Here is a 25,180-nt window from a genome sequence, read left to right as displayed (position 1 = left end):
CGACGGAGAAATGAACATGGCGCAGCACGAAAAAATTGCCATAGTGGCAGCCAAAAGAACGGCAATGGGTGGATTTTTAGGTGGATTATCTGACGTCAGCAGCACTGATTTAGGCGCCCAAGCTATTAAAGCAGCATTAGAGCAAGCTGCTATTGATGGTGCCAAGGTCAGCGAAGTCATTATGGGTTGTGTTTTACCCGCTGGTTTAGGTCAGGCGCCAGCCCGTCAGGCGACATTAAAAGCAGGTTTACCTTTATCTGCTGGTGCTACCACTATCAATAAGGTCTGCGGCTCAGGTTTAAAATCTGTGATGTTAGCGACTGATTTGTTGCGTGCTGGTTCTGCGGATCTGGTGGTTGCAGGTGGCATGGAGTCGATGTCGAACGCTCCTTATATTCTGCCAAAAGCCCGTGCCGGTATGCGGATGGGCCATGCTGAAGTCAAAGATCATATGATGCTGGATGGTCTGGAAAACGCCTACGATGGTAAAGCCATGGGCTGTTTTGCCCAAAAGACTGCCGACGAGCATGATTTCAGCCGCACTCAAATGGACGACTACGCTGTGTTGTCTTTAACACGTGCACAGCACGCGATAAGCTCTGGCGCTTTTGTTGAAGAAATCACTCCTGTGACATTCCAGACCCGTAAAGGCGAAGTGACCTTTGCCACAGACGAGCAACCTGGCAATGCCAAAGTCGACAAAATCCCAAGCTTAAAACCAGCTTTTGCCAAAGACGGCACTATCACTGCTGCCAACTCCAGTTCTATTTCTGATGGTGCTGCAGCTTTAGTCTTGATGCGCTCAGACGACGCCAAAGCACAAAACAAAACTGTATTGGCTCACGTAGTTGGCCATGCCACGCATTCGCAGGAACCAGAGTTATTCACTGTAGCCCCTGTTGGCGCTGTAACTAAGCTGTTAGCAAAATTAGGCTGGACAACTTCTGATGTGGACCTGTGGGAAATTAACGAAGCTTTTGCCATGGTGACTATGCTGGCGATTAAAGAGCTGAAGCTGGATGTAAACAAAGTCAACGTCAACGGTGGTGCTTGTGCTTTAGGTCATCCTATCGGCGCTTCAGGTGCCCGTTTATTAGTGACGTTAATTCATGCGTTAAAAGCACGTGGTTTAAAACGTGGTATCGCTACTTTATGTATAGGTGGTGGCGAGGCTGTGGCTTTAGCGGTAGAACTGCCGTAATAAATAAAAAAAGGCGCGGTAAAAACTGCGCCTTTTGCTTTAAAAATTTAATAAAAAATATATTTAAATCAACAGGCTTAACAACAGATAGCCAAAGTAATTGGCGTTGCAGCAAGGCGGCAAGCGAACGAGACCCCAGGAGCATAGTTGTCCTATGTGACTGGGGCGAGCAGCGCAGTCAACGCCGCTGTGGCGTCAAGTACGAAGGCTATAAAGGGGAGAGAAGTATTATGGCCCATCAGGTTCAGTTATTTATCAACGGTGAATTTGTCCCGTCCAAGTCCGAACGTTTTATTCCGGTCACAGATCCTGCCACTCAGGACGTGATAGCGCAGGTGCCTTGCACTACTGCAGAAGAAATGGCCTTTGCCATTGCCTCAGCCAAAGAAGCCTTTAAAAGCTGGAAAGAAGTGCCGGTATCAGAACGTGCCCGTTTAATGATGCGTTTTGCGCATTTGTTAAAAGAACATCAGGCTGACATCGCTGACATTATTTGCCGTGAATTAGGCAAAACAGTGGAAGATGCCAAAGGCGATGTGTGGCGTGGTATTGAAGTGGTAGAACAAGCCGCCAATATTCCGTCTTTAATGATGGGCGAGACGGTGGAAAACGTTGCGCGCAGCATAGACACCTACAGCTACATCCAGCCTTTAGGCGTTTGTGCTGGTATTACACCTTTTAACTTCCCGGCTATGATCCCGTTGTGGATGTTCCCAATGGCCATTGCCTGCGGTAATACTTTTATTCTAAAACCCTCTGAACAAGACCCAATGACGGTGAATAAAATCGCTGAGCTTTTTGCTTTAGCTGGCGCACCTAAAGGCGTATTGCAAGTGGTGCATGGCAATAAAGAGCAGGTCGATGTGTTATTACGTCACCCGGACATCAAAGCTATTTCTTTTGTTGGCTCTGTCAATGTGGGCCAGTACATCTACAAAACCGGCACTGATCATTTAAAACGTGTTCAGGCTTTTGCTGGTGCCAAAAACCATATGGTGGTGATGCCAGATGCCAATAAACAACAAGTGATCAATGCGTTAGTAGGTGCTTCAGTTGGTGCTGCGGGTCAACGTTGTATGGCAATTTCTGTGGCTGTATTTGTTGGTGATTCGCAGCAGTGGATCCCTGAAGTTGCTGCTGCTATCGCCAAAGTTCGCCCTGGTGTGTATACAGATCCTGAAGCTGCCTACGGTCCACAAATCAGTCCTCAGGCTAAGGCCCGTATTTTGTCTTTAATTGAACAAGGCAAAGTAGAAGGCGCCACTTGTTTAGTGGATGGCTCAGACGTCAAAGTCGCTGGTTATCCAAATGGCAACTGGGTTGGTCCCACAGTGTTTAGTGATGTCACACCAGAGATGACCATCTACAAAGAAGAAATTTTTGGCCCTGTGCTGGCAACCGTCAATGCAGCTTCTTTGGATGAAGCCATAGAGCTTGTCAACAACAGCCCATACGGCAATGGTACTTCTATTTTCACGGCCAGCGGCGCAGCTGCACGTAAATATCAGCATGAAATTGAAGTAGGTCAGGTCGGTATTAATATTCCAATCCCTGTGCCTCTGCCATTTTTCTCTTTCACTGGCTGGAAAGGCTCGTTCTACGGCGATCAACATGCTTATGGTAAACAAGCTGTGCGTTTCTACACAGAAACTAAAACCATTACAGCCCGTTGGTTTGATGACTCCATTCCGGTGTCAGGCCCAAATATGTCGATTAACCTGCGTTAAGTAGCACAGGATAAAAGCGTTCTGTTTTCAAGCAGAACGCTTTATTAATAAAAAGCCTTAAGGCAAACAACCAAGCCAGATTAAATGCGTATAAACGCATGAAGACCAAAGCGGCAGACCTATCAAAGTGCAATAGACACTGCTCTGCTGCCAACCTCAGGGTGATGTGATGAATTTTAATTTAACAGACGATCAAAAGGCCTTTGTTGAGGTCGCCAAACAATTCGCTGAACAAGAGCTGGCACCACATGCTGCACAGTGGGACCGCGATCATCATTTTCCAAAAGACGTGATCCAAAAAGCGGGTGAGCTGGGTTTTTGTTCTTTATACACGCCTGAAGATCAAGGTGGCCTTGGCTTATCCCGTTTAGATTCCAGCATTATTTTTGAACAGCTGTCTATGGGCTGCACTGCAACAACTGCCATGTTAACCATACATAATATGGCGACCTGGATGATCGCAAGCTGGGGCACAGAAGATGCGAAAGCTCAGTGGTGCCCGGAGTTAGTCACAGGCGAAAAGCTGGCTTCTTATTGTTTAACTGAACCAGGTTCAGGTTCAGATGCAGCTTCTTTACGTACCAGTGCAAAAAAAGACGGCGATCACTATGTATTAAACGGCTCCAAGATGTTTATCTCTGGCGCTGGTGAAACTGAAGTTTTAGTGGTGATGGCGCGCACAGGTGAAGCTGGTCCTAAAGGCATCTCCGCTTTTATCGTACCAGCGGACGCTGCAGGTGTGATTTACGGTAAAGCTGAAGAGAAAATGGGCTGGAATGCGCAGCCAACCCGTTTAATCACTTTTGATAATGTACGCATTCCAGCTCATTACCTGCTCGGCAACGAAGGTGAAGGTTTTGGTTTTGCGATGAAAGGCTTAGACGGCGGCCGTATTAATATTGCGACTTGCTCTATTGGTACAGCGCAACAAGCCTTAAATACAGCCCGTAACTATATGTTGGAACGTCAGCAGTTTGGTAAACCACTGGCCGCTTTTCAGGCGTTGCAGTTTAAACTGGCTGATATGGCAACAGAGCTGGTCGCAGCCCGTCAGTTAGTGCGTTTAGCGGCGTTTAAACTGGATTCAAACGACCCGGAAAAAACAGCCTATTGCGCTATGGCCAAACGTTTTGCCACAGATGTAGGTTTCCAGGTTTGTGATCAGGCACTGCAGCTGCATGGTGGTTATGGCTATATCAAAGAATACCCACTGGAGCGGCATTTCCGCGATGTTCGGGTGCACCAGATCCTGGAAGGCACCAATGAAATTATGCGATTGATTATTGGCCGTCGGTTATTGGACGAAGCAGCAAGCGACATTCTGTAAGTCTAAGCCCGTCGTACTTGAAGCCGCAGCTTTGTTGGCTGCCTGATTATAGATAAAAGCACGCCCCAGTCACATAGGACTACTATGCTCCTGGGGTTTGTTGCACTTGCCGCCGCGCTGCAACTCCAATTACTTAGGGTTGCAGTGCGCGGGACTTTCGGTAAAAAGCTAACCGGTGAAGCCCGGTTTAAACGGAGATTTTATGGCACAACTCAAACTCGAAAAACGCGGCCATACCGCTTTAATTACCATGGCAAATCCTCCTGCCAATACCTGGACCAAAGACACCTTGACGCAATTGCGTGATGCGGTGAAATCTTTGGATCAGGATAAAAATATTTATGCTTTAGTGATCACAGGTGAAGGTGAAAAATTCTTCTCTGCTGGTGCTGATTTAAATCTGTTTGCTTCTGGTGACAAAGCTGTTGCTGCTGATATGTCAGCCATATTTGGTGAAGCTTTTGAAACCTTAACGGCTTTTCGTGGAGTCTCTATTGCTGCGATCAATGGTTATGCCATGGGGGGCGGCCTCGAAGTCGCTTTAGCCTGTGATATCCGTATTGCTGAAACTCAGGCGCAAATGGCTTTACCTGAAGCCAAAGTCGGTTTATTACCTTGCGCAGGCGGCACTCAGAATCTGGCGATTTTAGTTGGCGAAGGCTGGGCTAAACGAATGATCTTGTGTGGGGAACGAATTGGCGCTGATAAAGCCTTACAAATAGGTTTAGTCGAAGAGGTTGTGGGCACAGGTATGGCGCTGGAAGCGGCTTTACTGTTGGCTGATAAAGTAGCAGAACAAAGCCCCCCTGCAGTGGCTGCCTGTAAACAATTGATCCAAAAAGGTCGTAGTGCGCCAGTACAAACTGCCTTGCCTTTAGAGCGTGAGCTGTTTGTGAAGTTATTTGATACTCAGGATCAGGTCGAAGGGGTGCAGGCCTTTTTGCAAAAACGTAAAGCCAGCTGGATTAACGGATAAAGCTTGATGACAGGATCGAACACAATGACAGAACAAGCTATAACTGAACAAGCTCTGCAGCAGGACGTTGTGCTGTTTGAAGAAATCGCCTGCGCCGGCGGAAAAATTATTGGTATCGCCACCTTAAACTCAGAGAAGTCGCTAAATGCGTTGAGTTTGCCTATGGTTGAGCTATTGCTGCCGCAAATGCAGCAATGGAAAAGCGATAACAATATAGCCTTGGTTGTGTTGCAGGGCACCGGAGATAAAGCCTTTTGTGCCGGCGGCGATATCCGCGATTTGTATCAGGCGATGAAAGCCGCCCCTGATACCTACCAGCCTTATGTCGAAGACTTTTTCACTAAAGAATACAATCTTGATTATTTAATCCATACCTTCGACAAGCCTGTGCTGGTATGGGGCAATGGCATAGTGATGGGTGGCGGTTTAGGCCTGATGGCCGGCGCGTCACATCGTATAGTTACCGCCAGCAGCCGTATTGCGATGCCAGAAATGGCTATAGGTTTGTACCCTGATGTGGGGGGTAGCTGGTTTTTAAACCGTATGCCGGAGGGGTGTGGTTTATTCCTCGGCTTAACGGGTGCATCCATCAATTCAGCCGATGCCAAATTGATCGATTTAGCCGACCATTTTTTAACTCATGATAAAAAAGCCGCTGTGCTGGATAAATTAACCCAGGTGAAATGGGGCAATACAGTCGCGCTTAATCATCAAAAGCTGACTGATTTATTACTTGGCATGGAAGATATGTGCCGCAGTCAGATGCCACCGAGTCAAATTCGTTTACATCAGGCTTCTATCAGTGCTGTAGGTCGTGCTACCTCGTTGCAACAGGCCGTTGAGCTTATTCTTGCCATGCCAAACGAAGACGCCTGGCTAACCAAAGCTAAAGCCTCGTTGAATTACGGCAGCCCTATCACCGCTCATATTGTGTATCGCTTATTACAACTGGGCCAAAGCAAAATTCTGGCAGATTCGTTCCGGCTGGAACTGGGCTTAAGTGTGCAGTGCGGCAAACTGGGCGAATTTACCGAAGGGGTACGGGCACTGCTGATTGATAAAGATCAAAAGCCAAACTGGCGTTATAAAACTGTGTCTGACGTGCCTGCTGATGTGATTAATCAGCTGTTTCATTCCCCATGGGCCGCTGACTTACATCCATTACAACACTTAGGTTCATTGGAGCATTAATATGAGTACAGTTGCATTTATTGGTTTAGGCAATATGGGCGGCCCAATGGCCAACAATGTATTAAAAGCAGGTTTTAAGGTTCAGGCTTTTGATTTATCCGAAACTGCTTTAGCTCAACTGGCCGCTGAAGGCGCTAAAGCATGCACTTCTGCAGCCGAAGCGGCCACAGGGGCTGATTTTGTGATTTCTATGCTGCCCGCTGGTAAGCATGTCGCTATGGTATACACAGGCGAGACGGGCATAGCTTCAGTGATAGGCAAAGATACGCTGGTGATTGATTGCTCTACTATTGACGCCACCACAGCCCGTAAAGTAGGTGCTGAACTGGCAGAGCAGGGTATAGCCTTTATCGATGCTCCTGTATCAGGTGGGGTAGGCGGTGCGAAAGCCGGCACGCTGACCTTTATCGTCGGTGGTTCAGAGCAAAACTTTAACCGCGCCGAACCCGTATTGTCTGTGATGGGTAAAAACCTGTTTCATGCTGGTGATGTAGGCGCAGGTCAGGTGGCGAAAATTTGCAACAATATGCTGTTGTCTGTGTTAATGCTTGGCACCAGTGAAGCGCTGCAAATGGGCATAGACAATGGTCTGGATCCGAAAGTTTTATCCGATATTATGCTGAAAAGTTCTGGTCGCAACTGGACTTTAGAGCTGTATAATCCATGCCCTGATGTGATGCCAAATGTGCCGTCAAGCAATGGTTATCAGGGCGGCTTTATGGTGGATTTAATGGCAAAAGATTTATCTTTGGCCACAGAAACCGCATTGTCCAGTCAGTCCAGCACACCCATGGGCACTTTAGCCCGTAGTCTCTATGTGGCGCATCAGCGTCAGGGCCACGGCAAAGAAGATTTCTCCGGTATTTTTAAGATGTTTGCCAAAAAGAACTAAGAATTCTGAGGCTAGCCGTTTTTGCAGGTAATAAGATAATGAATTTAAAAGACAAAATCATAGTAGTGACAGGTGGTGCTCAGGGCCTGGGTTTAGAAATGGCTCGTATGCTGTCTGCTGAAGGCGCTCATTTAGCCTTGCTGGATATGAATGCAGAACAATTAAACGCAGCTCAGGCAGAGTTGTCGTCCACTGGTGTGACAGTGCGTACTTATGTCTGTAACGTCGCCAATGAAGAAAGTGTCGAAACGACTTTTGCCACTATTGCAGCAGATTTTGGTGCTATAGATGGCCTGATCAACAACGCTGGTATTTTGCGTGACGGTTTATTGCTGAAATTTAAAGACGGCGAACTGGTTAGCAAAATGTCGCATCAACAGTTTCAGTCTGTGATTGATGTGAATTTAACAGGCGTGTTTTTGTGTGGTCGTGAAGCTGCGGCTTTGATGGTGAAATCAGGCCGTAAAGGTGTGATTATCAATATGTCGAGCGTAGCCCGTTCAGGCAATATGGGCCAGACCAACTATGCCGCCTCAAAAGCTGGTGTTGTCGCTATGACTGTGACCTGGGCTCGTGAATTAGGCCGTTACGGTATTCGTGTTGGTGCTATAGCACCAGGTGTGATCCGCACTGCTATGACGGATGCGATGAAACCTGAAGCCCGTGACCGTTTAGTGGCCATGAAGCCTGTAGGGCGTTTAGGCGAAGCCACAGAAATTGCTCATACTGCTAAATACATCTTTGAAAATGACTTCTTTACCGGCCGCGTCGTTGAAGTGGATGGCGGTATTAGTATGTAACTTTATAGAGGCAGAGTGATAAACTCTGCCTCTATAAAATCTGGTTACAGGATCTCACCAATGAAACTTATTCTCCTGCCTTTGCTGCTTTTGGCCTCTGCTTTTACCTTTGCACAGCAACTGGATACCCCGAATTATACCGTTGAAATTCAGCAACTTTGTCCTGAAGGTGAAGTGCAGTGCCAACAGGTGCTGTACAAAGGCACTTCTAAAGTATCGGGTGCTAGCATCGAATTAAAAGGCACGGCCTGGCATAGCCTTTGTGCTGATGGGGTCACGCCATGCCGTTTTTTAGGTTATCAGTTCAAGAATGGCCGCATTCGTTATCTGGTGCATGAGTCGGGGTTGTTACAGGTGATGGGTAGCTCTGGCAAAGTATTGCTGGAAGAGCAGGGAGTCTGGGACTATCAACAAGACAGTCAGCAAGAGAATCCAGACCACAACACTAAAACAGAAGCAGAGGCGAAACCATGAAACCGCTGGATGCGGGCCCTTTACAACTGCGTTTGCTGACTGAAGCTGACTGGCCTTTATTCCTTGAGCTGCATCGCCATGAACAAGTGCTGCAGTATGTGGCCGATCCGTTATCTGATGCACAAATTCGTCAGCGCTTTGATGAACGGTTACAACCCTGGCAAGCTGGTGATCTGCATTGGTTGAGTCTGGTGGTTGTAGAAAAGCAAAGTGGCGCTGCGACAGGGGTCTGTGGTTTTCATTGCCTGGATTTGGACGTTGACGTGCCTTTAACCGCCGAAGTGGGCTATCTGTTTTTACCAGAATTTTTTGGCAAAGGTTATGCGACTTTGGCGTTAAAAGCTTGCCTGGATTATGGGACTACATTGGGTATAAAGCAGTTGCAGGCCGTGGTAACCGAAGGCAATGTTGGTTCAGGCCGCGTGCTGGAAAAATGTGGGTTTAGCCTGATTGAACGTCAGCATAATGGTTATCAGATAGGTGATAAGTTTTTTGCAGATTTAATTTACAAAAAAACAGCTTAAAAATGACGGCACAGGAGTAACAGCGTGATCCCAGTTGAATTTATTTTGTTGCTACTGAGCCCTATTTTTTTCATCTTTATTGCCTTTGAATGGCTTTATAGCGAAAAACGTGGCAAGACGCTGTACCAATGGCGTGATACAGCAGCTAACTTTGGCTTAGCCGCTTTGCATCAGGCTGGTGATTTTATTGCTTTGCTGGTGCTGTTGCCGCTGATGTTATGGTTATCACAGTTCGCCTTGTTTTCTATTGAGTTTTCAGCACTGAATTTGTTTTTACTTTTTATCGCCCAGGACTTTTTGTATTACTGGTTTCACCGCTGCTCCCATCGTGTGCGCTGGTTATGGGCTTCTCATGTGGCGCATCACAGTTCACGTTTAATGAATTTCAGCACGGCTTTTCGCCAGTCCTTAACTTACCCTATTTCTGGCATGTGGTTGTTTTGGTTACCGCTGGTGTTACTGGGGTTTGAAGTGAAGCTGGTGCTGGCTGTTGTGGCTATTAATTTAGCCTTTCAGTTTTTTGTTCATACCCAGTCTGGTAAACACTGGGGCATTTTGGGCTGGGTGTTAAATACGCCAGCCTGGCATCGCGTGCATCATGCCTGCAACCCTCAGTATATAGACCGCAACTATGCCGGGGTTTTAGTGATTTGGGACCGGCTCTTTGGCACTTTTGTGCCTGAAGAAGAAGTCTGCCGTTATGGTATTACCGACGATTTTCAGTCGAATAACCCTATCACTATCACTTTTTATGAATGGCGCAAAATTCTGAAGTTATGGCCACAGCTCAAAGGCTGGCGTAATAAACATAAACTGCTGTTTGGTCCACCAGAGGCGTTTTCTGAATTGTGTGTATCGAACAACAAAAAACAAGGAAAGGAGCAGGAAGGCAATGAATAAGCTGGCGCTGAAGCTATTGTTGGTGTTCGCAGTCCTGTTCCTTGTTATCTGGAAACTGTCTTCCAGCGTGAAGTTTCAGCTGTTTGGTGAGCTGATATACCAAGTGGACACAGAACAAAAACTGGTGGCTTTAACTTTTGATGATGGCCCAACTCCATATTACACAGCTGGTGTTTTGCAGCTGTTAGACCTGTATCAGGTCAAAGCTACTTTTTTTGTCACAGGTGCTGATACTCAGCGTTATATGACGCAGGCCAAACAAATTGTTGCGGCAGGCCATCAGCTTGGCAATCACAGTTGGTCGCATCAGCGCATGGTCTTTATGTCTTTGGACGAGATTAACCGCGAACTTGAAGGCACAGATCAACAAATCCGCGAAGCTGGTTATCAAGGCGAGATTCTATTCCGGCCCCCATACGGTAAAAAGCTGGTGTTGCTGCCCTGGTATCTGGCAAATACCCACAGAACCAGTATTACCTGGGATATAGCGCCAGAGACCTTTGATGAAGACTCTGAAGATCCTCAGACTATGGCCGCAGAGGTGCTGGAGCAGGTAAAACCCGGCTCCATTGTATTACTGCATTTAATGTACAAAAACCGCGAAGCTTCCCGCGCGGCTTTGCCTCTGATCATTAAAGGCTTAAAAGAAAAGGGTTACCGTATGGTCACCCTGTCAGAACTGTTGGCTGCGCAATAAGCTGTGTTCATCTGCGCTAATGCTGCGTCAGATTAGTTTTGTGCGGCCTGAACCTGAAACTTTTTCCCGCCAATTTGCAGCAAAGGCCATTGCGGAGGGACAGCTTTTAACTCCAATGTCTCAAGTTGTGGTTCTGCCTGTGGGGCAGATGTACGCTCAGGAAATAGCTGGTTCAGTCGTAAACGTTGCCATTTTTCGCCCTCTAAACTAAACAAGGTTGCGTCAATAGAGTCATGGGAGTAAGTCAGAAGCACATAGTCCTGCACCCCATCTGTATTTAAGTCGATAGGACGCAAATGATACTGGCTGATATAACTTAACTGCCAGTGATGATCTTTCTGCCAATCTGCTAAGGCTTGTTTTAATGCCGGAGGCAAAATGACATGATCCGGTAACTTCAACGCGACCAGCAGTTGCTGCAGTTGGTCCTTGCTGTTTTGCTCCGTGGTTTCGTTATGCATATCTTTGCGATACAGCGCATCAATACGCAGGGCCAAAGCCGGGTTTGTTTCACCATGTTGAGCTTTTAACTGCTGTAAAGCGTCGTAACCGGGTTTAGCCAGTTCGTAACGGAAATAGTGAAGGTCAAAATCGGCCAAAAGAGTTCTGCCATCTTCAAGCCGCGCCAGCTGGTTTTGTACTGTGATTTTGCGAAAATCTATCAGAGGGGAGTTCACCAGCAGCATCACGGCCAGCAATACCAAACCCATTCGGACATTGATCCAACTTAAATGCTGTAGCCACAGATCACGTTTCTTCAGAATACCCCAGAGGTAACCTATAGAAAATAACGCCAGTATTGCCCATAATACTAAACCCCAACAGCGACTGACACTCCAGCCATATTGTTCTACCCGCAGCATCAGGCCATAACAAGCGATCAGACTATACACAGGCAATAAGGCGACAGCTGCATAAATGGCTCTGTGTAACCAGAGTGGGTAAGGGCGGCTATCGGCGTCCGCCTGATACACGGCATTAAGGAAAAACAGCATCAATGCCTGCAGGCATAAAATCAGTAAACTACCGTGCCCTGTTTTCCACAGCGGTGTTAAACCGGTAAAAGGCAAAGCCAGCATAAAGAGAACGGAAACCAGAGCCAGGATCACCAGCAAAAACTTCATCAGCGCCTGCTGAATACGGGTAATGGTGTCAATGACACCAGCCTGATTGCGGAAAATAATAATGCCAAAAGCAAAAGCCAGGCTGAGCGTCGGGTAGTAAAACCATTGTTTTGCAAATAAATCGTCAAAAAAGTCGATTTGGATCACTTTAAACAAGGCCGCCCACAGCATTAACACTGCCCATACGGCCAGGGTGAAAAGTAAAGATAAGCCCAGGGTGAGAAAATTACGCCAGGAATACAGGAACAGTGCACTGTAACTCAGAGGAACACCCAAAGCCTGTTGCTGGATATAAAGCAAAGCTTTAAAACTGGCGAGTAACATGGAGAAAATAAAGACAAAAAGCACAGGCTGATAACTGATCTGTTCCAGTGGTATCGCCTGTAAACCGGCATAAAAACCCAATGCTGCAGCAACAAGTGCAAAAGCACCTAAGCGCAGAGCTAATTTAAGCTCATGTCCTTTTTCCAGTGATAGTAATAAAGTCACAGGCGCGACTACAACCAGGGTATAAAAACAAAATAACCACTGCGGCTGGTTCGATGGCCAAAAATCAAAGCTGATCGATTGATGCAAAAGATAAAGTGACAAGCCTTGCACTAAAGCAAGCAGTAGCATAATAGGTGTTGGCAACTGGTGTTGGTGTGACATAAATCGTCCCTGAAGTTAGGCGCAAAAGGCTGGGTTAGCCTGTTGTTATTTTGAATAAATTTAAAACAAATACTGCGTCAGATCCCGCCAGGCTAAAGGTTGAAAAATAGATGAATTGGGCCATAGTGTACAGAGATTAAAACAAATACAAGGAGTCTTTATGATTTACAACGGCAGTTGTCATTGTGGGGCTGTAGCTTATCAGGTGGAAGCTGAGATCAGTTCCGCCTTAAGCTGTAACTGTTCGATTTGCAGCAGAAAAGGCTATTTGTTGAGCTTTGTGCCAGGCAGCAATCTGACTATGCTTAAAACCGATCAGCCACTCACCACTTATACCTTTCATACTCATACTATCAAACACCAGACTTGTCCTGTCTGCGGTTGTTCACCTTTTGCTTTAGGCACAGATCCGGAAGGCAATGAAGTGGCCGCTATTAATCTGCGCTGTTTGGAGGATATAGATTTAGATGCGCTCGAGATCCACAAGCATGACGGAAAACATAGCTAAACAATGTTAAGGCTTCAAAACTAAGAGTCAAGGGCCGGGTTCGGCCCTTCTGGTGTGAGAGTGTTTAAATCACTGCTTTTTGACAAATTCAGACTTTAACTTCATAGCCCCAAACCCATCAATTTTGCAGTCGATATCATGATCGCCTTCGACTAAACGTATGCCTTTGACCTTAGTGCCAATTTTTACTACTAACGAAGACCCTTTGACTTTTAAGTCTTTAATGACCGTCACTGTGTCGCCATCCTGCAATACATTGCCGGCTGAATCACGGATCACTTTGTCGCCTTCAGCTGCGTCTGTGCTGCCGGCTGCTGACCATTCATGACCACATTCAGGGCATATCAGCAGGTTATTGTCTTCGTAGGCGTATGCAGAGCTGCATTGTGGGCAGGCGGGTAACTGGCTCATGGTGTTCCTGATTAATTGCTGTAGGGCTTGAAAAGGCCAGCATTGTAGCCGAAAGGCCCTAATTTTTACAGGGTTTTGAAGGGTTTTACAGGGCTTTAGAGTAATAAGTCCGTTTCAATAGGCCGCCATACTGCACAGCTTTGTTGCAAGGATTGAGCAGTTAAACCTGGTACGCTATAGACCACAGTATCGACACCATGTTGTTTGTAAACGGCCTGCAATAGTAAATCAAAATCGCCATCGCCAGAGAGCAAGACTACAGTGTCAACTTCTGCGGCTAAGGTCAAAACATCAATGGTTATGCCTACATCCCAGTCGCCTTTGGCTGAGCCATCAGCGCGCTGAATAAAAGGTTTGAGCTTCACTTCAAAACCTATATGGCGCAAAGCATCCTGAAATTTAATCTGCTGATCATCTTTTTTATCAATAGCATAAGCGTAGGCGTAACTGATATCGCCCCTAAGCTGCAATAACTGCCAGAACTTACGGTAGTTAAAAGAGCGGCCATAGGCTTGTTTGGTGGTGTAGTAGATGTTTTGTACATCAACAAAAACTGCGATTTTTTCCATAGAATGCAAAGCCAAAATGAAGACTGAGTGGACTATAGCATGGCATCTGTTTGAAACCGCGAAAGAAAATCAGCAGGCATCGCTTTGTGTCTGTTAAAATGTCTGCAACTTGACTGGAGCGCTTTGCGAATTTTTATGAATAACAACGATGTTTTACGCCGTTTACGTTACGCCTTTGATTTTGGCGATCAACAAATGATGAATTTATTTGCCCATGCCGGTTTAACCGCCAGCAGAGCCCAGGTCAGTGACTGGCTGAAAAAAGACGAAGACGAAGCTTTTCAGCCATGTGATGACGTGACCTTAGCTACTTTTTTAAATGGCCTGATCATTGAAAAACGTGGCCGTAAAGATGGTGAGCAGCCAGTGGCTGAAAGCCGTTTAAACAACAATATTATTTTCCGTAAGTTAAAAATTGCGCTGGATTTAAAAGACGATGACATAGTGCAAATGATGACGGATATTGGCTTTCGTATCAGTAAACCTGAATTAAGTGCATTTTTCCGCCGTGCTGATCACCACCATTTCCGTCAGTGTCAGGATCAAATTCTGCGTAATTTTATTAAAGCTGTGCAGATCAAATACCGCGAAAGCTCTGAAGACTAAAGCTCTCAAAGTTAAAAGCTACGGACAGGGTGAAAGGCATGGAAGCGCCGCCGTATTTCTTTAAAGTCTTTACCGATGAAGCAAAAAGCGGTAATCCAGCAGCCTGCGCTTTATTCAGTCAATGGCCTGACAGCAAGGTGTTGCAGCATATAGCCCGCGAGGCTGATCAGGTGGTGACTGCTTTTATCGTGCCCGCTGCAGATAGTCCTTATCAGTATCACATTCGATGGTTTTCCCGTACACAGGAAATCAACTTATGTGGGCATGGCACTTTAGCCGCAGCAGCTTTAGTGCGTCAGTTAAAAGGTGAGGGCAGTTATAGCTTTTTAAGTGAGTATGGTGAGTTAACAGTACAAGCCAATGCTCAGTATCTACAAATGAGTCTGCCGCAATGGCCTTCTGATGGTGAAACTTCTGTTGAATTACCCACAGCTTTATTGGCTTGCCAGCCTGTCGATTATTTTCAAAGCCGCGATTTAGTGCTGGTGCTGGCCGATGAACAGGCGGTGCAGCAGTATCAGCCCGATTTAGGGCTGATACGCCAGTTGTCTCAACATGCGTTAATTGTTACTGCCTTCTGCGCTCCTGATACTTATGTGCTGCGTTATTTTGCTCCTGCTATTTCTATAGACGAAGACATAGCCACAGGTTCTGCGCAGTGTTCATTGGCACCTTATTGGACTACAAAAACAGGTTTAGCAGAATTAAAAGTGCGACAACTTTCTGCAATACCAGCCAGTTTTTCAGTGGCTATCAAGGGGCAACAACTGCATCTAAAGACGCAAGCTGTTTATTTGCCGCATCTGACCAGAGTTAAAGCAACAATTGCTTAACATCTAAAGCCAAATCCGGTAGGCTGGGATTGTGTATCCATCAGGAGCCTTCTTATGTCAGCGTCAAGCCCGCAAGTTCAGCTCAGTCAGCATCTGGTTCATGGCCGTTGTTTATGCGGCAAAGTCAAAGTTAAAGCAGAACAAGTGGCGTTACGGGCGGGCGTTTGCCATTGCCAGTATTGCCAAAAATGGTCTGGCGGACCACTTTTTACTGTAGATTGTGGTACCGAAGTCAAACTTGATGGTGCTTGTTTTATCTCTACTTTTAACTCTTCCGACTGGGCAGAGCGTGGTTTTTGTAACAACTGCGGTACCCATCTGTTTTACCGGTTGAAACAAAATAGCCAGTATTTTATGCCCGTGGGTTTATTTGAGCAGCTAAAGGATGTGATGTTCGATCATCAGATTTTTATTGAACAAAAACCTGGCTGGTATTGTTTTGCTAATAAAACAACGGAACTGACAGGCGCTGAAGTCTTTGCTTTGTTTGGTGCCGAATAGAAATCAGCAAAAAATAGTGGTATAGATTTTTGTAGCACAAGGCCGCTGGCGCCCTAGTACAGGCCTGGTACAGAGATACGGCTTTTAGTTCAGTGACAGCGTCTAAAAGTGCTGTTGTTAAGTCCTTGTTTATATTTGAGTCTTATACTAGTGGATCATCATTTTTGGCTACGGGAGTTGGCGTGAACAAAGGACACAAAAAATCAAAGCTGTCAGGATTTTTATTGCTGAGTTCGGTTAGTGCTGCAGTCTCAGCCCAGGATGTCAGCGTTTGTCAGGGCACTCTTGATAACAACGAGCGTTTGGCCTGTTATGACCGGATCTTTGGCACTACAGCAACGGTGCTGACAGAGACTAAAACTTCAACTACGACAAAAGCTGCTGTGGAGGCTGATGTTGAAGTCAAACCTGCGGTCGTGGCTGAAACCGAAGTGGTGTCAGAGCCTGTCGCCGTGGCGACTGTGATGCAAAAATACTGGGAGTTAACCCCAGAAGAAAAGCGCGATCGTTTTATCTTTCGCACCTACCAACCGAACTTCTTTTTGCCTGCTCATATCACGTCCAATATTAATAAAGCGCCACAAAGTCCAACCCGGGGTCAGGCTGAAGCCAGCGAAAACTACAAGCAGATGGAAAGTAAGATCCAGGTATCGTTACGCGCCAAGTTGATGACTGAATTTCTGTTACCTGGTGCTGACTTATGGTTTGCTTTTAGTCAACGCTCTATGTGGCAATTGTGGAATAATCAGGACTCAGCTCCTTTTAGAAACACAGATTATCAGCCGGAACTGATTTACGTTGTACCTGTAGCTGATGCATGGGGAGATTTACCTGGCGACTGGCAGGTCCGTATGTTGCAGTTTGGTATAGCCCATCAGTCCAATGGCCAGGCGAAACCGTTGTCGCGCAGCTGGAATAAGGTGTACGCGGGTTTAGCAGTCGACAAAGGCGAGTTTGGCCTGAACTGGCGTTACAACCAACGCATCTCAGAAAATGGCGATGAAGACGATAACCCGGATTTAATCGACTATATCGGCAGCCATGAAATCAGCGCCAACTGGCTACCTGGTGATGCAACTGCACAGCTTACCTGGCGCAATGATTTTTCGTATTTAAGCCGGGGTTCCTGGCAGTTGGATCTGACCTATCCGGTCGACAGCACTAAGATGGATGGACTGCGCTGGCACTTGCAGATGTTTTCCGGTTATGGTGAAACCTTACTGGACTACAATTTCCGGCAAAACAGTATAGGTCTGGGGGTGATGTTGTTTAACTTCTGAAAAAACAGCACCTGCTCAACACAAAAAGCCCGCGTTAGCGGGCTTTGCTTAAAAACACCGCCCAAGTTAAGGGCGTATTGTTAATTCGTCATGGACGGTTTTAACCCCAATAACACCCTCGGTGATCAGGATGGCCTGATTTATTTGGCTTTGACTGTTTAAGACACCGGTCAAAAGCACATCACCTTTGGTGGATACCACAGTGATTTCGAAGTTCTTTAAATCTTCATCACGCAATAAAGCTGTTTTGACATCATTACTGATGTTTGCGTCTGAAATGGCGACCGGAACCGGGCTGTCAGCTACTGTTGCGACTGCACTTTTGTCATCCGCCGCTGTAGTCGAAGTCGGGAAGGTAGGGGTTGATTTATCACAGGCAGTCAGTGCAAAAACTGCAAGCAGCATCAAAGATGATGTAAAACCAGTAGATAAGCGCATAACAAAGTCTCCGTTGGGCCGAACTGCGAGGAGGTCGGATAGCTTGATAGTGGCCCTTTGTCTCTGCGGAGTCTGTGCGTTACCGAACCTGATTTGTCATGTTTTCAGAAAAACTTGCGGCTGTTACTTGCGTCTGTTCAGCCAACTAAGGTAAAACGGCGAATCAGCATAAACCGCAGGACTTATTGTCGTGACATCAGAACAAACTAAAGCTTTAACAGAACATCTGATTGCACTGGAATTACAGTTGCAGCAACCCGAAACCAGACGAAATAAAGCACTGTTGAACCAGTTGCTGTCCAATGGGTTTGAAGAGATAGCGGGATCCGGCGTGCGTTTTGATAAAGCCCATGTGTTGCAGCGCTTGCCGGAAGAACAAGCGCCTTGGGTAGAAGCCTTTGATTTTGAAGTGCGTTTATTATCTAAAGATTTGGCTCAGGTGCTCTACAAAGCCAAATTACGTAAAGCAGGCGAGATGCAAACTAAACTGTCTCTGCGCAGCTCTTTATGGCAACTCAATAGCTTGGGTTGGCAAATGGTGTTCCATCAGGGCACAGCAGTGCTACCCGCGAGTGGGCCTGTTTAAATGCCGGGTTATTCTATCCGGGCTTTACAGCCAGATGATGTTGAGGTTGTGCTTCAGTTTGAGTTAGCTCACAAAAGCTTTTTTGAACGAAGTATTGAAGCAAGGCCGGATGAGTTTTATCAGCCTGAAGCTGTACAACAGCATATTGCTGAGTTTTTGCTGTTAAAACAGCAGGTTTTAGCCTGGCCGACCCTGATTTTGAATACAGACAAGGAGCTGATTGGCAGAGCCAATATCAAAGACATCGATCAGGTGACAAAATCTGCTTATGTTGGCTATCGCATCGCTGAACACTGGTCAGGTAAAGGCGTCGCCAGTTTCGCTTTATATGAGTTGATACAACAGGCAAAACAGATGGGATTGATGGTTTTATTTGCCTGCGTAGCGACAGAGAATCGGGCCTCTATGCAGGTGTTAAAAAAAGCTGGTTTTCAACAAATGGAAACTATACCGCAAGTGGCGATAGTACAAGGCAAAGCTGTTGCTGGTTATCTGATGTGGCTGAAACTCTAAACTATTAAAAAATCATTTAAATTCTTCTTGACCTCAAGTTAACCTGAGCTTTTACAGTGGCGGCAGATTTTAAATCTGTGCACTAAGCACTGTAAAAGGAGTGTTCTGTAATGAGTTCAGTTGTATCCCGTTGGTATGATCCCTGGTTAACCGCTTTAGCCCCGCTGATTTGGGGGAGCACCTACTTAGTCACCACAGAGTTTTTACCCCCTGATGTACCTTTATTATCAGCTGCTTTACGTACCTTGCCGGTTGGACTTTTGATGTTGTTATGGTTACGTCAGTTACCCGCAGCGGGCTGGTGGGGAAAAATATTTTTGTTAGGTTTTTTAAATATTGGTGTATTTCAGGCACTGCTCTTTGTCGCCGCTTATCGTTTACCCGGTGGTGTAGCAGCGACAGTAGGGGCTATTCAGCCTTTAGTCGTGGTGATCCTGAGCTGGGCAGTGCTGGGTGGTCGCACTTCGTGGCTCAGCTGGATTGCAGCTTTCTCGGGTTTGCTTGGAGTCGCTATGCTGGTGCTGGGGCCAGCCGCTCAATTGGATAGCATAGGTGTAATGGCGGCTGCGGCTGGCGCATTGGCAATGGCTTGTGGCACTTTATTAACGAAAAAGTGGCAACCTCCGGTTAGTGCTCTGGTACTTACCAGTTGGCAGCTTAGTGTGGGTGGATTATTTTTATTACCGCTCGCTTTTAGTGTGGAAACTCTGCCGCAAAGTCTCAGCCTGACTCATGTTTTGGGTTATCTATGGCTTGGTCTGATTGGCACCGGTCTGACTTATGTGTTCTGGCTGCGGGGCGTAATGCGAATGTCGGCTAGTGCAGTCACAGGCTTTAGTTTGCTAAGCCCGTTAAGCGCCACAGTGCTTGGTTTAGTGGTGTTGGATCAGCATCTGACCCTGGTGCAAAGTCTGGGCATGGTATTGGTGCTGACCGGCGTCTGGCTTGGCCAGCATAAAACCGCAGCAGCTGTGATGCCAGTAAAAGCGGAGGCCAGCCAATGAAGATTGTCATTGTGTATCACTCCATCACAGGCACTACAGCACAGTTGGCTGAAGCTGTGGCCGCAGGTTGTCGTTCAGTAACTGCTGTTGATCTGCAGTTACTTCGAATTGAAGGGGAAGACATAACACAAGGGCGTTACAAAAATAGCGCCGTGCTTGAGGCCATCGATCAGGCTGATGCAGTGATTTTTGGCTCTCCTACTTTTATGGGCTCCGTATCGGCACAATTCAAAGCTTTTGCTGATGCTACGGCTGGCGATCGTTGGGGTGAACAGCTTTGGGCCGATAAAGTGGCTGCTGGTTTTACTGTGGGCACAGGTTACTGCGGAGATACATTACATAGTCTGCATTATTTGCAAATTCTGGCGGCACAGCACGGTATGTTGTGGACTGGCCTGGATTTGGCTGGTGCTGGTGATGTGAAAGCGCCCAACCGATTGGGGGCTCAGGCCGGTTTAATTGCCAGAGCCGTGGATGGATCTATAGAACAACCTGATTTGCAGACCGCTTTTTATCTGGGGCAGAGGGTTGCTCGTGTCGTCAGCCGATCCACGCGGCAAGAGCAACAAACAGAGCGAACACAGTAACTCTGAGTTTCCAAAGCAGAGCTGGTGTTTTGCACTGCTTTTGCTGATCATCAGAGTTTTATCACAAGGTAAAACTCTGATGACAAACACAATAAAACAGATGGAGCTAGTGCAGTTGATACAACAGCAACTGGATGCGTACAACAGTAAAAACATCAAAGCCTGGCTCTCTTGTTATCATCCGGATGCGGTGCAGCTGGATTTTCACGGTACTGTATTAGCCAGTGGTCACGATGAAATGCAGCAGCGTATCAGTCTGCGCTTTTTAGAATCTGACCTGCATGCGAAGCTTTTGAACCGCATGGTGATGGGGGATTGGGTGATAGACCATGAAGTTATACAGCGTAATTTCCCTGAAGGCCCTGGACAGGTCGAGATGTTATGTAGTTATCAGGTGAAACAGGGCCTTATTGTCAAAGCCCTGTTTCAGTTGGGGGAGCCAGTGCTGTTTTGAAGGGCTCTGTTCTAAACAGCACTGTTCTTCGCTGGCGTGGCTGTCACTTTGTTTTGTCGATAACAGGTTCAAGCTTATAAATATCGCCTTTAGGCACACCTGCTTTGACATAAAACAGCTGCTGGTTCTGAATATCGTAATGATGGACAAAACGCTCCGGCTTAGCCAGCAGCAGGCTGTTGTCTTTGCTTTGCAACTGATACTGACGAATGCCCTGATCAGGTTGATAGTAATAAAGGCTTCCATCAAGCATGCGCCAGTTTAGCCAGTTGATTTTGTTAAAATCAGCGATCAGCAGCTGTTCTTCGCCAGAGGTTAGATCCAGCACAAATAAACCATCCTGATGAAACTTGCTGAAATACAGTTGATCCTTCACCAGATAACCGCTGTAGCCACCTTGTTGTGTCAGCTGCTTGCTTGCCGCTGTTTTCAAATCAAGTAGCCACAACTGCCAGTCACCGCTTTGTTTACTGCTGTAAATAATGCCTGTGCCATCTTCCGTCCAGTTGGCCACTTCTACTTGTTTATCTGGCGTAACTAAAACTCTACTTTGACCTGAAGCGACCATCAGTTGCCATAAGGCGCCGTCTTTGCTAAAAAGCAGCGATTCGCCATCCGGTGACCATTGCAGTCGCACAAAAGCAGGGGAACCTGGTAAATCAGCCAGTTGGTACTCGTTTTGACCTGCAGGTTGTAACCAAATCTGATCTTTACCACTGCGCTGGCTTAAAAAGGCTAAATCGCCTTTATGATTAACGCGTGGCATGCGGTCGACCTTGCTGCTACCTATACGGATTCTGGCTTTATCGGCTCTTAGATCATGCTGCCAGATATCTGCGTCCAGTTCATAGTCCGCGTAATAAATTTGTTGATCCACCACAGCAAGCGACTGCACAAAGCGGCCTGTATAAAACAAGAACTCCAGCTGATCTGTGTCAGTATTGTATTGCAAGAGTTCGGCATCTTTACTTAGCAGTAACTGACCGGCTAGCCAGTCGATGTTCGTTGCCTGTAGTGGCAAAATCTTTTGCTTTAAAACGGCAAAGCTGCTGCTATCGAGTATGAGTAACTGAGTTTGTTGGTTTTCCAGATAACGCAGTACAGCCAGTTTTTTACCGTCATCAGATTCAGCAAAAGCTAACTCGCCGGTTGGGCTTTCTGCGCTAAGTGGGTTGGTGATCTGCTCTTTGGCCATAGTATCCAAACGGTACCGGCTTAAGGCATAAGGCTGGGTTTTGTCTGCTCTGTCACGCAGGTAAAAGCCTTTGCTGTCATTTTGCCAGGCGATTTTCACCACTGAATCAGTGTTGCACTGTGCCACTGTTTTCTTCTGATCCGGTGCTTCGATTAAAAACCACTCAACAACACAGCCTGGCTGATGTTGTTTTACCCACAGTATTTGTAAGCCATCCGGGCTTAAGGCCGCTGTTAAAATGCTTTTGTCTTCGTACAACAACTGCTGTTTGCCCGCTCTTTGTTGCAAAATCAGCTTGGTTTTTTCAGTTTCTGCAGAGAAATACAATAACTTCGAGCCGTCTTTACTCAGGCTTAAATGATATTCGACCCCTTGGGCGTGACTGACTGGCACGGGTTCATTGATATAAGGCGTTGGTAGTTTTTCTGGTTCGGGTGCCAGCGTAATAAAAAACCACAACACAAAAAACAGCAAAGGAGCAGTCCAGAGCACACCCAGTATCAGTTTGGTTTTGAGGCCAGAGCTTTTTACTACAGCTGGGTGTGCTGCAGTGGCGGTCTCAACCTCTATGGCTGCTTCAATGGGTGAATTTATTTCTTGTTGCACAGCCTCTGCTTTTTCAGACATCTCTGTCATTTGTGGCGTCACGCTTTGGCAAAGCCGATAGCCCACTTTGGGCAGGGTTTCAATATATGGGGTTGCCGGGTCTAACTGAGCAAAGGCTTTGCGTAATAAAGACACAGACTTATTAATAGCACTTTCACTGACCACCCGACCAGCCCACAGCTGCTCAATCATTTGGTCGCGGCTCAGTTGGCCTTGTTCCGCTGCTATAAAAAGCGATAGCAACTGATAGGCCTGAGGCTCCAGATACAAGCGCTCTGTCGCAGAGCACAGCTCACGGCTGCCGGAGTCAAAGGTCAGTTGACCAATTAAAAATCGCTGATGAGTCTGGTGTGCAGGCATAGATCAAAATGTCCGGAAAGATGCTTTGGCTAAGGGTAAGCTTTTTATCATAAAAATGTCCTTAACACTTGTGTTCTTACTGTCTTTTTCTGATGCAACATCAGAGTTTTATAGATGGAGCACCCTAATGACCCTGTTGAAATGGCTGGTGGTTTACGCTGTGATGGGCTGGATAAGTACAGCAGAAGTAAAAGCTGCAGAAGCCTTACCTGAAGGCGTGAGGATAATTAAAGCTGGCGGCGCAGAGTTTCAGTTGCGCTCTGCAGGGCTGGAGCACAAAGGGCCAGCTGTCGTATTGCTGTCTGGCCCCAATGAACACTGGCATAGTGACAGTGGCTGGTTTGCTTTACTGCAACCGATGCTGGCCGCAAAATACCGAACTTATACCATAGACAGACTGGGGCAGGGCCTGAGTTCAGAAGTAAATAATCCGTCCTACAGGCGTTTTTCAGAGGATTTAGCCGTAGTTTTGCGTGCGTTGAATGAACCGGAGATCCTGCTGCTAAGTTTTGCCAGTAGTTCTGTGTCCGGTTTGTTATTTGCTCATCAGAACTCCAGGCTAAAGATCCAGGCTCTGCTGCTGATTGACCCGGATATTCCTCTGCCGGGCTCCATTGCTTTGTACAAAGGTTATCCGGCTGATTGGTATAAGGCGAATCTGGCACAACTGTTACCTGAATTAAAAACTGGTGTCTGGACTGATCGCACTGCTAAAAAGCTGCAGCAAGAACGACAGCTGGTGCAAAAGCTGGTTCCGGCAGACTATGCCAGCCAAATGGACTGGGCCTATTTTGATTTTATGGCACAGCAACGACTTCGGATTGAACGTCAGCAAAGCAGGGCGAAAGAAATTGCCGCCTACGCTGACGATTTGGATGCCTATCAGGCTCTGCCTTTTTACACTAAGCGGCCAGTGTCAGTGATCAATTCAGATTTTGAGCAACAGCAAATCAACCAAAACCCTGAGCAAAAATCGCTGCTGCAGGCCTGGCAACAGGAGGGGGATGGTTGGAGCAAAGAGCAAGCACAGCGCTCTGGTGGTCAGTATATAGAGCTTAAAGATTCTGACCATCTGGTGCTTTTTCAGCAGCCTGCTGTGATCACAAAGGCTGTGGATTGGCTCATGGCGTTCCCTGAAAAATAAATACTCCCTGGCTCTGGTTACAGCGATGAAGACTCAAGGTAGACTTGGCTTTTGTTTTATGATCAGTTGTGAGTTCAAGAGCTTATGTTCAGGATCTTAGTTATCCCTTTTTTATTTTTCTCCGGTTCTACAGTGGCTGCAGATGCGCCACTTTCTGCCTCTGATACAGAATTTTTAACTAAACAGATCCAAGAAAAAATGGAAGGTCGCCCTGCGTTTCAGGGCTCAGCCTTGCTTATGCGAGGGACAGACGTTTTATGGCACTATCAGCAAGGCAGCACTTCACAGGGTAAGCCTTTTGATCAACACAGCGTATTTTTTGTTGGCTCCATTAGTAAAACTCTGGCTGCTGTGTTAGTGATGCAGCAGGTGCAGAAGGGGACTCTGGATTTACAGGCACCTATAAAACACTATTTACCTGAACTTAAACAGCCTTGGACTGCGTCAGTACGAGTTGCAGATTTGCTGAGTCATAGTTCTGGTCTGGTTGATATCAGCACCCAGCAGAGCTATGGTCAGTTTCGTTATAACAATTTAAATTTCCAGTTGCTCGGTCAAATTCTGACTGCTGTCACAAAGCGCCCTTATGCTGAGTTGGCTGAGCAATTATTGGAGCAATGCCAGATGCACAGCTCTGGGTTTGCCAACAAGGCTGACGTGGTAAATCAGGGCTGGCATGAAGAGCAGGGGCAACTAAAAGCCATTAAAGGTTTTATGCCAGTTGAAGCAGAGCCCAGTGGTGGTTTAGTTTCGTCTGCCGCTGATGTTGCAGTATTGCCTTTATGCATGCAGCAACAGCTGAATAAAACCAGCCTGCGACAAATGACAACACCGGGAGTTCTGCGTCCGCATCGATGGGGCGACGTCTATTACGGTTATGGGGTGCAAGTTTCGCAAACTGCAGCAGGAGTAGAATGGAGCCATAGCGGTTATATCTCTGGTTATGTCTCAGCGTTTAATTATTTCCCACAGCACCAACTGACGTTAGTGGTACTGGAAAATCAATCGTTGGACCCAAAGGATTTAGCCAGAGCAATGTATTACCATGACAAAATAAGATATTCAGTGATCGGCTTGCTGAGCAGGAACAAATAAGGACCA

Annotated in this window: 28 protein-coding genes; 23 read left to right on the top strand and 5 right to left on the bottom strand. The window is 46.7% G+C overall.

Translation table 11 applies throughout. The features are described 5' to 3' along the window. Positions 1–16 precede the first annotated feature (16 nt). From LSG34_RS03505 to LSG34_RS03455, 11 genes are all read left to right on the top strand, one after another. Positions 17–1,201, top strand: coding sequence for a thiolase family protein (locus LSG34_RS03505; protein WP_233007415.1), 1,185 nt, complete (start codon positions 17–19; stop codon positions 1,199–1,201). A 230-nt stretch (positions 1,202–1,431) separates the two neighbouring features. After that, a complete protein-coding gene (locus LSG34_RS03500; protein WP_233007414.1) occupies positions 1,432–2,928 on the top strand; it encodes a CoA-acylating methylmalonate-semialdehyde dehydrogenase in 1,497 nt (498 codons plus the stop codon). Between the two features lie 169 nt (positions 2,929–3,097). Further along, positions 3,098–4,255, top strand: a complete 1,158-nt coding sequence (locus tag LSG34_RS03495) for an acyl-CoA dehydrogenase family protein (RefSeq protein WP_233007413.1) — start codon at positions 3,098–3,100, stop codon at positions 4,253–4,255. Between the two features lie 202 nt (positions 4,256–4,457). Further along, positions 4,458–5,231, top strand: coding sequence for an enoyl-CoA hydratase (locus LSG34_RS03490; protein ID WP_233007412.1), 774 nt, complete (start codon positions 4,458–4,460; stop codon positions 5,229–5,231). Positions 5,232–5,255: 24 nt separating this feature from the next. Further along, a complete protein-coding gene (locus LSG34_RS03485; protein ID WP_233007411.1) occupies positions 5,256–6,422 on the top strand; it encodes an enoyl-CoA hydratase/isomerase family protein in 1,167 nt (388 codons plus the stop codon). Position 6,423: 1 nt separating this feature from the next. Further along, positions 6,424–7,314, top strand: a complete 891-nt coding sequence (gene mmsB, locus LSG34_RS03480; RefSeq protein WP_233007410.1) for a 3-hydroxyisobutyrate dehydrogenase — start codon at positions 6,424–6,426, stop codon at positions 7,312–7,314. A gap of 38 nt (positions 7,315–7,352) precedes the next feature. Next, complete coding sequence (locus LSG34_RS03475) at positions 7,353–8,114, top strand: SDR family oxidoreductase (RefSeq protein ID WP_233007409.1); 762 nt, start codon at positions 7,353–7,355, stop codon at positions 8,112–8,114. A gap of 60 nt (positions 8,115–8,174) precedes the next feature. Beyond that, positions 8,175–8,588, top strand: a complete 414-nt coding sequence (locus LSG34_RS03470; RefSeq protein ID WP_233007408.1) for a hypothetical protein — start codon at positions 8,175–8,177, stop codon at positions 8,586–8,588. Further along, positions 8,585–9,112 (top strand): GNAT family N-acetyltransferase, encoded by a 528-nt coding sequence (locus LSG34_RS03465; RefSeq protein ID WP_233007407.1) that lies wholly within the window; start codon positions 8,585–8,587, stop codon positions 9,110–9,112. The genes LSG34_RS03470 and LSG34_RS03465 overlap by 4 nt, the downstream gene beginning before the upstream one ends. 24 nt (positions 9,113–9,136) lie before the next feature. Next, the gene (locus LSG34_RS03460) at positions 9,137–10,012 is read left to right on the top strand and encodes a sterol desaturase family protein (protein ID WP_233007406.1); all 876 of its coding nucleotides are present in this window, start codon (positions 9,137–9,139) and stop codon (positions 10,010–10,012) included. After that, positions 10,005–10,709 carry a polysaccharide deacetylase family protein gene (locus LSG34_RS03455; protein WP_233007405.1) on the top strand — a complete coding sequence of 235 codons (705 nt, stop codon included), beginning with the start codon at positions 10,005–10,007 and terminating at the stop codon, positions 10,707–10,709. Before LSG34_RS03460 ends, LSG34_RS03455 begins: the two co-directional genes overlap by 8 nt. A gap of 32 nt (positions 10,710–10,741) precedes the next feature. Here the strand turns inward: LSG34_RS03455 and LSG34_RS03450 are convergent, their stop codons facing one another. Next, on the bottom strand, positions 10,742–12,484 hold the full coding sequence (locus LSG34_RS03450; protein ID WP_233007404.1) for a DUF4153 domain-containing protein: 1,743 nt from the start codon (positions 12,482–12,484) through the stop codon (positions 10,742–10,744). A 160-nt stretch (positions 12,485–12,644) separates the two neighbouring features. Between LSG34_RS03450 and LSG34_RS03445 the strand changes: the two genes are divergently transcribed. Continuing rightward, positions 12,645–12,992: a GFA family protein gene (locus LSG34_RS03445; RefSeq protein ID WP_233007403.1), complete on the top strand. Its 348-nt coding sequence runs from the start codon at positions 12,645–12,647 to the stop codon at positions 12,990–12,992. A 69-nt stretch (positions 12,993–13,061) separates the two neighbouring features. On the opposite strand, the gene LSG34_RS03440 is transcribed toward LSG34_RS03445, so the two are convergent. Then, a complete protein-coding gene (locus LSG34_RS03440; protein ID WP_233007402.1) occupies positions 13,062–13,403 on the bottom strand; it encodes a zinc ribbon domain-containing protein YjdM in 342 nt (113 codons plus the stop codon). Between the two features lie 95 nt (positions 13,404–13,498). Beyond that, positions 13,499–13,972 (bottom strand): LabA-like NYN domain-containing protein, encoded by a 474-nt coding sequence (locus LSG34_RS03435; RefSeq protein ID WP_233007401.1) that lies wholly within the window; start codon positions 13,970–13,972, stop codon positions 13,499–13,501. A gap of 135 nt (positions 13,973–14,107) precedes the next feature. Between LSG34_RS03435 and LSG34_RS03430 the strand changes: the two genes are divergently transcribed. The 4 genes from LSG34_RS03430 (at position 14,108) to LSG34_RS03415 (ending at position 17,192) form a co-directional block, all read left to right on the top strand. Further along, entirely contained in the window at positions 14,108–14,578 is a 471-nt protein-coding gene (locus LSG34_RS03430) for a YehS family protein (RefSeq protein WP_233007400.1), read from the top strand. 38 nt (positions 14,579–14,616) lie between these two features. Beyond that, positions 14,617–15,411, top strand: coding sequence for a PhzF family phenazine biosynthesis protein (locus tag LSG34_RS03425; protein ID WP_233007399.1), 795 nt, complete (start codon positions 14,617–14,619; stop codon positions 15,409–15,411). Positions 15,412–15,465: 54 nt separating this feature from the next. Then, the gene (locus LSG34_RS03420; RefSeq protein WP_233007398.1) at positions 15,466–15,912 is read left to right on the top strand and encodes a GFA family protein; all 447 of its coding nucleotides are present in this window, start codon (positions 15,466–15,468) and stop codon (positions 15,910–15,912) included. Positions 15,913–16,094: 182 nt separating this feature from the next. Next, on the top strand, positions 16,095–17,192 hold the full coding sequence (locus LSG34_RS03415) for a phospholipase A (RefSeq protein WP_233007397.1): 1,098 nt from the start codon (positions 16,095–16,097) through the stop codon (positions 17,190–17,192). Positions 17,193–17,258: 66 nt separating this feature from the next. Here LSG34_RS03415 and LSG34_RS03410 read toward each other — a convergent pair whose 3' ends face one another. Then, positions 17,259–17,630 (bottom strand): BON domain-containing protein, encoded by a 372-nt coding sequence (locus LSG34_RS03410; RefSeq protein ID WP_233007396.1) that lies wholly within the window; start codon positions 17,628–17,630, stop codon positions 17,259–17,261. A 190-nt stretch (positions 17,631–17,820) separates the two neighbouring features. Between LSG34_RS03410 and LSG34_RS03405 the strand changes: the two genes are divergently transcribed. From LSG34_RS03405 to LSG34_RS03385, 5 genes are all read left to right on the top strand, one after another. Next, positions 17,821–18,216 carry a nuclear transport factor 2 family protein gene (locus LSG34_RS03405; RefSeq protein WP_233007395.1) on the top strand — a complete coding sequence of 132 codons (396 nt, stop codon included), beginning with the start codon at positions 17,821–17,823 and terminating at the stop codon, positions 18,214–18,216. Continuing rightward, positions 18,217–18,729 (top strand): GNAT family N-acetyltransferase, encoded by a 513-nt coding sequence (locus tag LSG34_RS03400; protein ID WP_233007394.1) that lies wholly within the window; start codon positions 18,217–18,219, stop codon positions 18,727–18,729. 110 nt (positions 18,730–18,839) lie between these two features. Further along, on the top strand, positions 18,840–19,733 hold the full coding sequence (locus LSG34_RS03395) for an EamA family transporter (protein WP_233007393.1): 894 nt from the start codon (positions 18,840–18,842) through the stop codon (positions 19,731–19,733). Continuing rightward, entirely contained in the window at positions 19,730–20,320 is a 591-nt protein-coding gene (locus LSG34_RS03390) for a flavodoxin family protein (protein ID WP_233007392.1), read from the top strand. Before LSG34_RS03395 ends, LSG34_RS03390 begins: the two co-directional genes overlap by 4 nt. A gap of 79 nt (positions 20,321–20,399) precedes the next feature. Continuing rightward, positions 20,400–20,774 (top strand): nuclear transport factor 2 family protein, encoded by a 375-nt coding sequence (locus LSG34_RS03385; protein ID WP_233007391.1) that lies wholly within the window; start codon positions 20,400–20,402, stop codon positions 20,772–20,774. A gap of 43 nt (positions 20,775–20,817) precedes the next feature. Here LSG34_RS03385 and LSG34_RS03380 read toward each other — a convergent pair whose 3' ends face one another. Then, positions 20,818–22,935: a winged helix-turn-helix domain-containing protein gene (locus LSG34_RS03380; protein ID WP_233007390.1), complete on the bottom strand. Its 2,118-nt coding sequence runs from the start codon at positions 22,933–22,935 to the stop codon at positions 20,818–20,820. Between the two features lie 127 nt (positions 22,936–23,062). On the opposite strand from LSG34_RS03380, the gene LSG34_RS03375 reads away from it, so the two are divergent. Both LSG34_RS03375 and LSG34_RS03370 read left to right on the top strand, forming a co-directional pair. After that, positions 23,063–24,079: an alpha/beta fold hydrolase gene (locus LSG34_RS03375; protein WP_233007389.1), complete on the top strand. Its 1,017-nt coding sequence runs from the start codon at positions 23,063–23,065 to the stop codon at positions 24,077–24,079. An 84-nt stretch (positions 24,080–24,163) separates the two neighbouring features. Then, the gene (locus LSG34_RS03370) at positions 24,164–25,174 is read left to right on the top strand and encodes a serine hydrolase domain-containing protein (protein WP_233007388.1); all 1,011 of its coding nucleotides are present in this window, start codon (positions 24,164–24,166) and stop codon (positions 25,172–25,174) included. Positions 25,175–25,180 lie beyond the last annotated feature (6 nt).

It is taken from the genome of Rheinheimera faecalis (assembly GCF_021290965.1).
In the GTDB taxonomy this organism is placed as follows: domain Bacteria; phylum Pseudomonadota; class Gammaproteobacteria; order Enterobacterales; family Alteromonadaceae; genus Pararheinheimera; species Pararheinheimera faecalis.
Note: the sequence above shows the minus strand (reverse complement) of the source record. Positions and strands in the feature narration are given on the sequence as shown.